Source organism: Saccharopolyspora kobensis, from assembly GCF_900108315.1.
GTDB lineage: Bacteria > Actinomycetota > Actinomycetes > Mycobacteriales > Pseudonocardiaceae > Saccharopolyspora > Saccharopolyspora kobensis.
Genome location: NZ_FNVB01000010.1, coordinates 109,063 through 120,948, shown reverse-complemented (window position 1 = coordinate 120,948; position 11,886 = coordinate 109,063). Strand labels below are relative to the sequence as shown.

The 11,886-nt window shown below is 70.2% G+C and carries 11 protein-coding genes; 4 read left to right on the top strand and 7 right to left on the bottom strand.

Annotation, left to right across the window (positions count from 1 at the left end):
• Positions 1–18: 18 nt before the first annotated feature.
• The 3 genes from C4T78_RS29850 to C4T78_RS29840 all read right to left on the bottom strand — a co-directional run bounded on the left by C4T78_RS29850 (position 19) and on the right by C4T78_RS29840 (position 3,366).
• On the bottom strand, positions 19–678 hold the full coding sequence (locus C4T78_RS29850) for a TetR/AcrR family transcriptional regulator (RefSeq protein WP_093352661.1): 660 nt from the start codon (positions 676–678) through the stop codon (positions 19–21).
• Positions 675–2,123, bottom strand: coding sequence for an FAD-dependent monooxygenase (locus tag C4T78_RS29845; RefSeq protein WP_177247599.1), 1,449 nt, complete (start codon positions 2,121–2,123; stop codon positions 675–677). The genes C4T78_RS29850 and C4T78_RS29845 overlap by 4 nt, the downstream gene beginning before the upstream one ends.
• 79 nt (positions 2,124–2,202) lie before the next feature.
• Positions 2,203–3,366 carry a D-alanyl-D-alanine carboxypeptidase family protein gene (locus C4T78_RS29840; protein WP_235863539.1) on the bottom strand — a complete coding sequence of 388 codons (1,164 nt, stop codon included), beginning with the start codon at positions 3,364–3,366 and terminating at the stop codon, positions 2,203–2,205.
• Positions 3,367–3,523: 157 nt separating this feature from the next.
• Here C4T78_RS29840 and C4T78_RS29835 point away from each other — a divergent pair, with 157 nt between their 5' ends.
• Positions 3,524–3,754, top strand: coding sequence for an SCO4848 family membrane protein (locus tag C4T78_RS29835; protein ID WP_093352666.1), 231 nt, complete (start codon positions 3,524–3,526; stop codon positions 3,752–3,754).
• Positions 3,755–3,821: 67 nt separating this feature from the next.
• On the opposite strand, the gene C4T78_RS29830 is transcribed toward C4T78_RS29835, so the two are convergent.
• The 4 genes from C4T78_RS29830 to sdhC form a co-directional block, all read right to left on the bottom strand.
• Positions 3,822–4,532: a succinate dehydrogenase iron-sulfur subunit gene (locus C4T78_RS29830; protein WP_374703916.1), complete on the bottom strand. Its 711-nt coding sequence runs from the start codon at positions 4,530–4,532 to the stop codon at positions 3,822–3,824.
• Between the two features lie 74 nt (positions 4,533–4,606).
• Positions 4,607–6,397, bottom strand: coding sequence for a succinate dehydrogenase flavoprotein subunit (gene sdhA / locus C4T78_RS29825; RefSeq protein ID WP_093352669.1), 1,791 nt, complete (start codon positions 6,395–6,397; stop codon positions 4,607–4,609).
• A 69-nt stretch (positions 6,398–6,466) separates the two neighbouring features.
• On the bottom strand, positions 6,467–6,886 hold the full coding sequence (locus C4T78_RS29820) for a succinate dehydrogenase hydrophobic membrane anchor subunit (RefSeq protein WP_093157274.1): 420 nt from the start codon (positions 6,884–6,886) through the stop codon (positions 6,467–6,469).
• A 5-nt stretch (positions 6,887–6,891) separates the two neighbouring features.
• Positions 6,892–7,326, bottom strand: a complete 435-nt coding sequence (gene sdhC, locus C4T78_RS29815; protein ID WP_093157273.1) for a succinate dehydrogenase, cytochrome b556 subunit — start codon at positions 7,324–7,326, stop codon at positions 6,892–6,894.
• 436 nt (positions 7,327–7,762) lie between these two features.
• Between sdhC and C4T78_RS29810 the strand changes: the two genes are divergently transcribed.
• From C4T78_RS29810 to C4T78_RS29800, 3 genes are all read left to right on the top strand, one after another.
• Positions 7,763–8,923: a BMP family lipoprotein gene (locus C4T78_RS29810; RefSeq protein ID WP_177247600.1), complete on the top strand. Its 1,161-nt coding sequence runs from the start codon at positions 7,763–7,765 to the stop codon at positions 8,921–8,923.
• 156 nt (positions 8,924–9,079) lie between these two features.
• Positions 9,080–10,618, top strand: coding sequence for an ABC transporter ATP-binding protein (locus tag C4T78_RS29805; protein ID WP_093352674.1), 1,539 nt, complete (start codon positions 9,080–9,082; stop codon positions 10,616–10,618).
• A gap of 139 nt (positions 10,619–10,757) precedes the next feature.
• The gene (locus C4T78_RS29800) at positions 10,758–11,849 is read left to right on the top strand and encodes an ABC transporter permease (protein WP_093352676.1); all 1,092 of its coding nucleotides are present in this window, start codon (positions 10,758–10,760) and stop codon (positions 11,847–11,849) included.
• Positions 11,850–11,886: the final 37 nt, after the last annotated feature.

Sequence of the window (11,886 nt, the reverse complement as noted above, 5' to 3'; positions counted from 1 at the left end):
CATAGCGCCCCAAAACGCTCACGGCAGTTCGAGCAGCCCGGCCTGCCGGTACACCGACTCCAGGTAGGCGGTGGCCCCGGCGACGTCGAGCGGTTCGGGCTGCACCATCCGGAAGAGCACGGCACCGACCATCATGTCGATCAGCACGTCCAGGTCGGCATCGACCGCGATCGTTCCCTCGGCCTGCGCGCGCTCCAGCAGCGCCCGGGTGTTCCGCCGCCGGGGCACGACGTAGTTCTCCCAGTAGGTCGCCATCAGCTCCGGGTGGCTGACGCTCGCCCCGAAGATGCGGGCGATCATCGCGCGCAGCCGCGGTTCGGCGATCGCCTCGGCGAGGCCCGGCAGCAGCTTCCGGACCAGCGTCGTCACCGGCAGATCGGCGAAATCCGCCGGTGCTTCGGGGATTCCGTCCCGGGCGGCCTCGATCGCGGCGGCCAGCACCGCTTCCTTGGAGTCCCACCGCCGGTACACGGTCAGCTTGCCGACGCCGGCGCGCTTGGCGATCTGCTCGATGCTGGCGCCCTCGACGCCGCCCTCGATGAACACCTCCAGCGCGGCCCGGAGGATCGCCCGGTCCGCTTCCGGATTGCGCGGCCGCCCGCGGGCCGGTCCTGCCTCCGCGCGATTCGTGGTCGATCCGGTTCGGCCCCGGGGCTCGGGCTGACGCGGGCTGCTCATGAGGTCCTCCCGGTCAGCAGCAGGGTTGTTCGGAGCCAGTGGGTGAGGTCGGCCGCGCTGGTTCCGCGCCAGGCCAGATGGGCGTCCGGGCGTATCAGCCAGATCTCGTCCCGGTGATCTTCCGGCACGAGGTGCACGGCGGCATCTCCGAGCGGGGTTTCGGGCCGCCGGCCGGAAAGCACCGCCCAGCGGCCGCGGAGCTCGGTGTGCAACCGCGTCGGGCGGCCGTCGGCGTCCTGGCACACCAGGTCCGGCACCCGGTCGCCGGGCCGGGGCCGCGGGCCGCGGCGGGAGCCGAGCGGGCCGTTGCGGTAGTTCACCCACAGCTGCGATGCCAGCCAGGTGCCGCGCCGCTGGACGGCGCCGAGGTTGGCCACCCGGGTGAACAGGTTGCGCACCGCCCGGCCGGCGATCCCGTTGGCCAGCATGATCTTGGTGTTCGCCGTGGTGCCGCGCAGGACGTCCTCGGCCAGCGGTCGCCGTTCGGCCTGGTAGGTGTCCAGCAGCGCGCTCCCGGCTCGACCCCGCACCACCAGCGCCAGCTTCCACGCCAGGTTCTCGGCGTCGCCGATGCCGGTGTTCATGCCCTGACCGCCGAACGGGCTGTGGATGTGCGCGGCGTCCCCGGCCAGCAGGACCCGCCCGGCGCGGTAGCTGTCGGCGAGCCTGCGGTGGATGCGGAACGCCGAGGTCCAGGTGGCCTCGCGCAGTCGTGCGTCGGTGCGGCCGGTGCGCTCGGGGAGCAGGCGCCGCAGCTGCGCCAGGACGTCGTCCTCCGCGTGCTCGACGTCGGCCATCACCCGCCACCGGTCGTCGGTCTCGCTGCGCATCGGCATCGCGAGGAACAGCCCGTCCCGGGCGAACCAGCCCGAGGAGCCGAGCCGGTCCAGGTCCCAGTCGGTGTCGACGTCGGCGAGCAGCCACTGGTCCACCAGCTGTGCGCCGGGGAAGCCGATGCCGGTGAGCCTGCGGACCGCGCTGTGCGCGCCGTCGCAGCCCACCGCGTAGTCCGCGCGCGATGTCTGGCCGGAGATCGTGGCGGTCACGCCGTCGGCGTCCTGCACCAGGTCGGTGAGCTCGCGATCCCACTCGACCGCGCCGCCGAGCTCGGTCAACCGCCCGCGCAGCGCGGCCTCCACCTCGGCCTGCGACACCAGCAGCGCGGAGAGCTGGTCGCCCTCGATCTCGCCGAAGCTGATGGTGGCCAGCGGTTTGTCGGCGGCGTGCAGGGTGATCCGGATGGCGTGCTGGGCGCGATCCGGCAGGTCGCCGAGCGCGCCCAGCCGGTTGAGCACCTCGACGCCGCGCGCGTGCAGGATGTTCGCCCGCGACGTCGTCGCCGGGCCCGCGGCCCGATCGATGACGCGAACCGGCACGCCGTGCGCGCGCAATCCGCACGCCAGCGCCAAGCCGGTCGGGCCGGCTCCCACCACGAGAACGCCCATCACCGCTCCAATTAGTTAACGATACGAGACCGTTAACTAATTGAACCACGGCCGGTGGCCGCCCGGTAGTGCGCTCGGATCAGGGGTGGTCGTCGCCGCCGCTGCGCCGACGGCGGGCGAGTGCGGCCCGGCGCCGCTGCACCGCGATCGCGGCGACCACGGCGGCAGCAGCCGCCGCCAGCAGCGCGAGCGGACCGCCGACCGTGCCGAACATGGGGTCCTCCGACTGCGCCTGCACCGACTGGTCCACCGGCTGGACATCGGCGATCGGCGCCGGGGAAGCGGTGACCAGTTCGCCGACCGGGGCGCCGTTGAGCTCGAAGCCGTAGTCCAGCAGCCGCATGGTCTGCGCGGACAGCCGAACCGGCTGGTTCTCGCCGCGCATCAGCACCGCCACCAGCCGCCGCCCGCCGCGGTCGGCCGCGCCGATGTAGGTGTGCCGGGCGTCGTCGGTGAACCCGGTCTTGCCGCCCAGCCCGCCCGGGTAGGCCCGCAGGACCTGGTTGTCGCTCCAGACCTCCAGCGGTGGACCGCCCGGTGCGCCGGGCAGGAAGGCCTGGTGCGTGCTCACGATCTCGGCGAACGCCGGGTTCTGCATGGCCACCCGGAAGATGACCGCCAGGTCGTAGGCGGAGGTGCTCATCCCCGGGCCGTCCAAACCGGACGGTGTCGCCGCGCGGGTGTCCAGCGCGCCGAGCGACTTCGCCAGCGCGTTCATCTTGTCGACGGTGGCCTCGACGCCGCCCAGCTTCATCGCCAGCGCGTGCGCGGCGTCGTTGCCGGACCGCAGGATCAGCCCGGTCAGCACCTCCCGGACGGTGTAGGTGGCGCCGGGAGCGAGCCCGACCCGGCTGCCCTCCTGGTTGGCGTCCTCCTGGGTGGCCACGAGCGTGTCGTCGAGCTGGAGATCGCGGAGCGCGACGAGGGCGGTCAGCACCTTGATGGTGGACGCCGGGCGGTGCCGGGCGTGCGGCTCGTGCGCGGCCAGCACCGCACCGGTGTCCAGATCGGCGACCAGCCAGCTGGCCGCGCTGATCTCGGCCGGCGGCGCGGGAGCGTAGACCGGGAAGGCGGGCCCGCACCCGCCCAGCTGCTCGCCGCCGACGGGCGTTTCAGGCACCGGCACGGGCTCCGGGACGGGCTGGCCGGGTAACGGCACCTCGGAGGTGTCCACCGGCGGCGGGGGCACGGCGATGTAGCAGTCCTCGGCGTGCGCGGTGCCGCTCAGGAGCGGGAGCGCCACGCCGAGAGCGCAGAGCGCGACCTTGGTGCGAAGCAGGAATACCGGACCGCGGGCACGTCGAGGCACACGCAGCAGGCTAGCCAATCCACCGAGCCCGCGTGTCGGCAACGTCCACCCGGACAGGTGGGTGAGGCGGCTTACAGCGGATACTGGCCCCGTGACGATTTCCCGACGTGTTGCGCTGTTCCTGCTGGCCTTCGGCGTGTGGTCCTACCTGCTGTGGCCGAACTTCGCGCGCAACATCTGGAACAGCGACCGCTCCTGGGCCGACGGCTCCCCGACGAGCTACCTGATCGTGCACCTGGTGATCGCGGTGGTCTCCCTGGTCCTGGGCACGATCATCGGCATCATCGGCTGGCGAGCCTTCCGCGCCACCCGCAAGAGCTGACCGCCCCGGAAAGCGGAACCGGCGCCCACCCCGAGGGGTGAGCGCCGGTTCAGACGTGTCCGGTGCCTCAGCGGCGGCGGAACATCAGGGCTCGCTTGACCTCCTGGATCGCCTTCGTGACCTGGATGCCACGGGGGCAGGCGTCCGTGCAGTTGAAGGTCGTGCGGCAGCGCCACACGCCGTCGACGTCGTTGAGGATGTCCAGGCGCTCCTCGGCACCCTCGTCACGGCTGTCGAAGATGAAGCGGTGGGCGTTGACGATCGCCGCCGGGCCGAAGTAGTTCCCGTCCGACCAGTACACCGGGCACGACGTGGTGCACGCCGCGCACAGGATGCACTTGGTGGTGTCGTCGAAGCGGGCGCGCTCGGCCACCGACTGGATCCGCTCGCGGGTCGGCTCGTTGCCGGAGGTGATCAGGTACGGCTTGATCGTCCGGTAGGCCTCGAAGAACGGCTCCATGTCGACGATCAGGTCCTTCTCCACCGGGAGGCCCTTGATCGGCTCGATGGTCAGGGTGGTCTCGCCGCCCTTGGCCAGCAGGTCCTTCATCAGCACCTTGCAGGCCAGCCGGTTGACGCCGTTGATCCGCATCGCGTCGGACCCGCACACGCCGTGCGCGCAGGACCGGCGGAAGGACAGCGAACCGTCGATGTACCACTTGATGTAGTGCAGCAGGTTCAGCACGCGGTCGGACGGCAGCGCCGGGATCCGGTAGGACTCCCAGTGCAGGTCCTCGTCTGTCTCCGGGTTGTACCGCAGGATCTTGACGGTCACCATCGTGGCGTCGTCGGGGATCGGCGGTGCGTCGTCCGGGATCTGGTTCTTCTCGGGGGACGTGGTGGCGGCGGTCATCAGTACTTACGCTCCATCGGCTGGTACCGGGTGACGACGACGGGCTTGTAGTCCAGCCGGATGTCGGCCTGGAAACCGGTCAGCCCCAGCGGGGCGTCCGGGTCCTCCTCCTCCGGCAGCACCTTGTACTGCATGCTGTGCCGCATGAAGTTGACGTCGTCGCGGGCGGTGTAGTCCTCGCGGGCGTGCCCGCCGCGGGACTCCTTGCGGGCCAGCGCGGCGTTGACCAGCGCCTCGGCCAGGTCGAGCAGGAAGCCCAGCTCGATGGCCTCGAGCAGGTCGGAGTTGTACCGCTTGCCCTTGTCGTGCACGGAGATGCGGCCGTAGCGCTCCTTGAGCGCCTGCACGTCCGACAGCGCCGTCTTCAGCGTCTCCTCGGTGCGGTACACCGAGGCGTTGGCGTCCATCGTCTGCTGCAGCTCGGTGCGGATCGTGGCGACCCGCTCGCCGCCGTGCGCGGTGCGCAGGTGGTCGACCATGCCCTCCACGAGCTTGGTCGGGTTCTCCGGCATCTCGACGTGGTCGTGGTTGAGCGCGTACTCCGCGGCGGCGATGCCGGAGCGGCGGCCGAACACGTTGATGTCCAGCAGCGAGTTGGTGCCCAGGCGGTTCGAGCCGTGCACCGAGACGCAGGCGCACTCACCGGCGGCGTAGAGGCCGGGGATGACGTTCTCGTTGTCCCGCAGGACCTCGCCCTCCACGTTGGTCGGGATGCCGCCCATCGCGTAGTGCGCGGTCGGGTAGACCGGCACCGGCTCCTCGGTCGGCTCCACGCCCAGGTAGGTGCGGGAGAACTCCATGATGTCCGGCAGCTTCGCCTCGAGCAGCTCTTCACCGAGGTGGGTGACGTCGAGCAGCACGTAGTCCTTGTTCGGGCCGGCGCCGCGGCCCTCCAGCACCTCCAGGGCCATCGACCGGGCGACGATGTCGCGCGGCGCGAGGTCCTTGATGGTGGGGGCGTAGCGCTCCATGAACCGCTCGCCGTCGGCGTTGCGCAGGATGCCGCCCTCGCCCCGGACGCCCTCGGTGATCAGGATGCCGAGGCCGGCCAGACCGGTCGGGTGGAACTGGTAGAACTCCATGTCCTCCAGCGGCAGGCCCTTGCGGTAGATGATGCCCATCCCGTCGCCGGTCAGGGTGTGCGCGTTCGACGTGGTCTTGAAGACCTTGCCGAAACCGCCGGTCGCGAAGATGACCGCCTTGGCCTGGAAGACGTGGATCTCGCCGGTGGCCAGCTCGTAGGCGATGGCGCCGCTGCAGACCTGCTGCCCGTCGGGGCCGTCGCTGAGCATGATGTCCAGGACGTAGAACTCGTTGTAGAACTCCACGCCGTGCTTGACGCAGTTCTGGTACAGCGTCTGCAGGATCATGTGGCCGGTGCGGTCCGCGGCGTAGCAGGCGCGGCGCACCGGCGCCTTGCCGTGGTCGCGGGTGTGGCCGCCGAACCGGCGCTGGTCGATCTTGCCCTCGGGCGTCCGGTTGAACGGCAGCCCCATCTTCTCCAGGTCCAGGACCGCGTCGATGGCCTCCTTCGCCATGATCTCGGCGGCGTCCTGGTCGACCAGGTAGTCACCGCCCTTGATCGTGTCGAAGGTGTGCCACTCCCAGTTGTCCTCTTCGACGTTGGCCAACGCCGCGCACATGCCGCCCTGGGCGGCACCGGTGTGCGAACGGGTGGGGTAGAGCTTGGTCAGCACGGCGGTGCGGGCGCGCTGCCCGGATTCGATCGCGGCGCGCATCCCGGCGCCCCCAGCGCCGACGATGACCACGTCGTACTTGTGGAATTGCATGGTCGCCTCCTCGGGCGGCGGCGAGGTCCGGGGTAGGCGACGACCTCGCCGCGATGTGGTCGTCTGCGGCTAGCCGATGTTCGGGTCGAAGGTGAACAGGACGAAGGTGCCCAGACCCACGGTCAGCAAGACCGAGACGTACAGCAGCATCTTCAGCCAGAAGCGCGTGCCGTCCTTGCGCGAGTAGTCGTTGATGATGGTGCGCAGTCCGTTGCCGCCGTGCAGGCCGGCCAGCCAGAGCATCGTCAGGTCCCACATCTGCCAGAACGGGGACGCCCAGCGGCCTGCCACGAAGGCGAAGTTGATCCGCTGCACGCCGCCGTCCAGGAACAGCATGATCAGCAGGTGGCCCAGCACCAGGAACAGCAGGACCACACCGGACAGCCGCATGAACAACCAGCTGTAGAGCTCGAAGTTGTTGCGGCGGGCGGCCGGCCGGGAAGGGGAGCGCGGCTTCTCCACGGAAAGCGGTGCGTCGGTGACGGTCATTGCGCTCAACCCCCGAGGAATTCGTTGACCGCGCGGCTGAGCAGGCTGATCGCCGCCGGGATGATCAACACCAACCAGAGGACCACGACGGTCCACAGCATCGGCTTCTGGTACTTGGTGCCCTTGGACCAGAAGTCGACCAGCATGACGCGGATGCCGTTGAACGCGTGGAACAGCACCGCCGCCAGAAGACCCAGCTCGAAGAGGATCATGATCGGGTGCTTGTAGGTCTCGATGACCGTGTCGTACGCGTTCGGCGACACCCGCACCAAGGCGGTGTCCAGGACGTGCACGAACAAGAAGAAGAAGGTGAGTACGCCCGTGATCCGGTGGGCGACCCACGACCACATGCCCAGATCGCCGCGGTAGAAACGCCCCTTAGCGCGCGGCGCGGTGGCGCGCTCCGGTGCGTCGGCCGCGGAGGCGGTGGTGCTGGCCATGGTGGAAGGCCTCCAACCTCGCTGGTGGACTGACGGCCCCGTCCGGGAACAAGAGCGACCGGCCCCGAGTCGCAGTTGGTCCCAATTGGCATTGGGTGCAGCACGCCCGTCACCGGCCACGAACTGGGGCCTTGACGCATCGGATGCTAGACCCGACCAATCGCCCAGGCCTACTCGCCCGTGCTCTCTGTGATCGACCAGACAAGCCCGCTGCTCCGGTTGATCGATGTAGAAATCATTTCGTGACACGCGAGCAATGCTCAAGCAGCAGCGTCAAGGCTTAATTTCGAGAGCCACGTCACCGAATGGCGTGCGCCGCGGACCGGACGAACAATTCACCGAGGACGACACCTTCGGGTGGAAGTTCGTCCGGCACCGCCGTGCCCCGGCACGGCGGTTCGGGGGTGCGGCGGGACCGACAGGAAAGGGGAACGGCATGCGGCGGACGCCGATCTGGAGGCGCTCGGGTGCCGGAGGTTCACGAACGGGCATCGCGGTAGCCGTGCTGCTCACCGGCTCGCTGGTGCTGGCCGGCTGCGCGAAGGACGGAGGCGGCGGGGGCACCAACAACGCCGAGGGGCAGGGCTGCCGGCTCAACGCCCCGCCGACCGCGACCGCGCCGCCGGTGCAGCCCACCCAGCCGCAGGCCCCGCCGGACGCCAAGCAGATGCGGGTCGGGCTGGCCTTCGACATCGGCGGGCGCGGCGACGCCTCCTTCAACGACGCCTCGGTGGCCGGGCTGGACCGGGCCAAGGCGGAGATGGGCTTCACCGACGTCAAGGAGCTCGACGCCGGAGCCGGTGAGCCGGAGGACGCCAAGCAGACCCGCCTGCGGCAGCTGGCGCGCGAGGGCTACAACCCGGTGATCGCCGTCGGCTACGCCTACGCCGACTCGGTCAAGGTCGTCGCGCCGGAGTTCCCGGGCACCAAGTTCGCGATCATCGACGAGCAGGTCGACGGCGTGCCCAACGTCACCTCGCTGGTCTTCGCCGAGGAGCAGGGCTCGTTCCTGGTCGGCGTGATCGCCGCGCACCGGTCGAAGAACTGCCAGGTCGGTTTCGTCGGCGGTGTGGAGACGCCGCTGATCCAGAAGTTCCAGGCAGGCTTCGAGGCGGGCGCCAAGGCCGCCGCGCCGGACATCGAGATCGACAGCAAGTACCTGACGCCGGCCGGTGACTTCAGCGGCTTCCAGGACCCGAACAAGGGCGCCGAGGTCGCGACCGGGCAGCTGGAGTCCGGTGCGGACGTGGTCTACCACGCAGCGGGCGCGTCCGGGAAGGGCGTGTTCTCCGCGGTCAAGCAGGTCGGCGCGAAGGCGATCGGCGTGGACTCCGACCAGTACAACCAGCCGACGGTGGCCGAGTACAAGGACGTGATCATCTCGTCCATGCTCAAGCGCGTCGACCTGGCGGTCTACGACTACATCTCGGCGGTGGCCCGCGACGACCTGGGCTCGCTGCCGAAGAAGTTCGACCTGGCCATCGACGGCGTCGGCTACTCCACCTCCGGCGGGATGGTCAACGACCTGGTCCCGGTGGTGGACGCCTACAAGGCCGCCATCGCCAACGGCGACATCAAGGTCTCCGACAAGCCGTGACGTCCCGGCGCAGGGCACCCCGTCCGCGGGGTGCCCTGCGCGTTCGCACTGGGCGGTTGGCGGTTTCGCGCCAAGACCGTCCCAACCGGACCGAATCCGTCCATTGTTGAGCGTCCGTCCGCCTCGCGACCGCGAGACGACGTCACCTGGAGCACGATGAAAACCGCCACCGAGCCGGAATCCGGCGATCCACCGGCCGTCGAGCTGACCGGCATCACCAAGACCTTCCCCGGCGTGATCGCCAACTCCGACGTGAACCTGTCGGTGCGCGCGGGCGAGGTGCACGCGCTGTGCGGCGAGAACGGCGCGGGCAAGTCGACGCTGATGAAGATCCTCTACGGCATGCAGGCCCCGGACTCCGGCACGATCCGGGTGCGCGGCGCGGAGGTCCGGCTGCGCACGCCGGCCGAGGCGATCCGCGCCGGGATCGGCATGGTCCACCAGCACTTCATGCTGGCCGACAACCTGACCGTGCTGGAGAACATCGTGCTCGGCGCGGAAGGCGTGCACGGCATCGGCGCCAAGGCCCGCCGCGCGGTGCTGGACCTGGCCGCCAAGGCCGGTTTCGAGGTGCGCCCGGACGTGCTGGTCGAACGGCTCGGCGTGGCCGACCGGCAGCGGGTGGAGATCCTCAAGGTGCTCTACCGCGGCGCGCGGATCATCATCCTCGACGAGCCCACCGCGGTGCTGGTGCCGCAGGAGGTCGACGAGCTGTTCACCACGCTGCGCACCATGCGCGAGCAGGGCTTCACGTTCCTGTTCATCTCGCACAAGCTCGACGAGGTGCGCGCGATCGCCGACACGATCACGGTGCTGCGCCGCGGCACCACCGTCGGCACCGTGCCCACCGACGAGGTCACCAACCAGCGGCTGGCCGAGATGATGGTCGGCAGCGAGCTCCCGGTGCCCGAGCGCGGCGAGTCCACGGTGACCGACCGCGAGGTGCTCGTCCTGTCCGGGCTTTCCGCGTCGGAGCAGGACCGCGTGGTGCTGTCCGACGTCGACCTGGTGGTGCGCGCCGGTGAGGTCGTCGGCATCGCCGGGGTGGAGGGCAACGGCCAGACCGAGCTGGTCGAGGCGATCATGGGCATGCGCCCGCTCGACGCGGGCCGGATCGCCCTCGGCGAGCGCGACCTGACCGGACTGCCCACCCTGGCCCGCCGGGAGGCCGGCATCGGCTACGTGCCCGAGGACCGGCACCGGCAGGGCCTGCTGCTCGACGAACCGCTCTGGTACAACCGCATCCTCGGCCACCAGACCCGCCGCCCGGTGGCCCGCGGCAGGTGGCTGGACCGGCAGGGGGCGAAGGCCGACGCGACGCGCATCGTCGAGCAGTTCGACGTCCGCACGCCCGGCATCGACACCGACGCGTCCGCGCTCTCCGGCGGCAACCAGCAGAAGTTCGTGGTGGGCCGGGAGCTCTCCGGCGATCCGGTGCTGCTGATCGCGGCGCACCCGACCCGCGGCGTGGACGTCGGAGCGCAGGCGGGCATCTGGGACCACCTGCGCGCCGCCCGCGCCGAAGGCCTGGCGGTGCTGCTGATCTCCGCCGATCTGGACGAGCTGATCGGCCTGTCCGACACCATCCGCGTGATGCTCCGCGGTCGGCTGGTCGCCGAGGCGGACCCGCGCTCGGTGACCGCGGAGGAACTCGGCGCGGCGATGACCGGCGCCCAGGACGGTGAGGTCGCATGAGCAAACCCGTGCCAAGCCGAGTTCTGCGCAACCGCACATCAGGGGACCGTGGCGCGACCCGGCCACAAGAAACCGCGAAACGCGAGATCACCCCCGAACGCAACCACCACTGTGCACCGCGGAGAGGCGGCACCGTCTCATGAACAACTGGCGCGTACGCCTGCTGCCTGCGGCGCTGGCGATCGTCTTCTCGGTGGTGCTGTGCAGCGCGGTGCTGCTGATCTCCGGGGCGAACCCGATCGACACGCTGCTGGAGATGATCGCCCAGGTCGGCCGGGGCATGACCGCGGTGAACATCGTCAACACCGCGGGTGCCTACTACCTGGTGGCCATCGCCGCCGCGATCGGGTTCCAGATGAACCTGCTCAACATCGGCATCGAGGGCCAGTACCGGCTGGGCGCCTGCGTGGCGGCGATCGTCGGCGGCGCGGTCAGCCTGCCGTTCGGGCTGCACGCGGTGCTGGTCGTGGTGATCGGTGCGGTCACCGGCGCGCTGTGGTGCGGGATCGCCGCGGTGCTGAAGGTCTACCGCGGCGTGTCCGAGGTGATCTCCACGATCATGCTCAACACCCTGTCCATCGGCCTGATCGCCTTCCTGGTGGCCACCTTCGGCGAGATGCGCGGCAACACGCAGGGCACCGTGCCCATCCCGGCCAGCGGCCAAGTGCCGGGGATCCCGCTGGGCGGCGCCGGGACGATGTTCGGGCTGGTGCTGCTGTCGGTGGCCGTCGGCGTCGGGTACGCGGTGCTCGTCGACCGCACCCGCTACGGCTTCCAGCTGCGCGCTTCGGGGCTGTCGCCGACCGCCGCGCTGGCCGGTGGTGTCGACTCCAAGAAGATGATCATGTCGGCGATGCTGATCTCCGGTGCCATCGCCGGGGTGGCCGGGCTGCCGGAGATCCTGAGCCGCGACCACACCTTCACCATCAACTTCCCGACCGGCTACGGCTTCGCGGGGCTGGCCATCGCGCTGCTCGGCCGCAATCACCCGATCGGCATCGCCTTCGGCGCGCTGCTGTGGTCCTTCCTGGACAAGAGCTCGCTGACGCTGGACAACATCGGGGTGCCGAAGGAGATCGTGACCATCCTGCAGGGCACCATCGTGCTCTCCGTGGTGGTGGCCTACGAACTGGTGCGCCGTCGCGAGCTGGCCGCCGAGCAGCGGCGCGTCGGCCGGGCGCTGGGCACTGAAGCACCGGCCCCAGCCGGAACCGGAGGTGAGCGGGCATGACACCTCTTGTGTCGACCGGAGTCCTGCTCGACCGCAC

Bases quoted from the DNA above. Each gene is read 5' to 3' on its own strand.
- C4T78_RS29850 (WP_093352661.1), bottom strand. From the start codon at position 678: ATGAGCAGCCCGCGTCAGCCCGAGCCCCGGGGCCGAACCGGATCGACC.
- C4T78_RS29845 (WP_177247599.1), bottom strand. From the start codon at position 2,123: ATGGGCGTTCTCGTGGTGGGAGCCGGCCCGACCGGCTTGGCGCTGGCG.
- C4T78_RS29830 (WP_374703916.1), bottom strand. From the start codon at position 4,532: ATGGTGACCGTCAAGATCCTGCGGTACAACCCGGAGACAGACGAGGAC.
- sdhA (WP_093352669.1), bottom strand. From the start codon at position 6,397: ATGCAATTCCACAAGTACGACGTGGTCATCGTCGGCGCTGGGGGCGCC.
- C4T78_RS29820 (WP_093157274.1), bottom strand. From the start codon at position 6,886: ATGACCGTCACCGACGCACCGCTTTCCGTGGAGAAGCCGCGCTCCCCT.
- sdhC (WP_093157273.1), bottom strand. From the start codon at position 7,326: ATGGCCAGCACCACCGCCTCCGCGGCCGACGCACCGGAGCGCGCCACC.
- C4T78_RS29810 (WP_177247600.1), top strand. From the start codon at position 7,763: ATGCGGCGGACGCCGATCTGGAGGCGCTCGGGTGCCGGAGGTTCACGA.
- C4T78_RS29805 (WP_093352674.1), top strand. From the start codon at position 9,080: ATGAAAACCGCCACCGAGCCGGAATCCGGCGATCCACCGGCCGTCGAG.
- C4T78_RS29800 (WP_093352676.1), top strand. From the start codon at position 10,758: ATGAACAACTGGCGCGTACGCCTGCTGCCTGCGGCGCTGGCGATCGTC.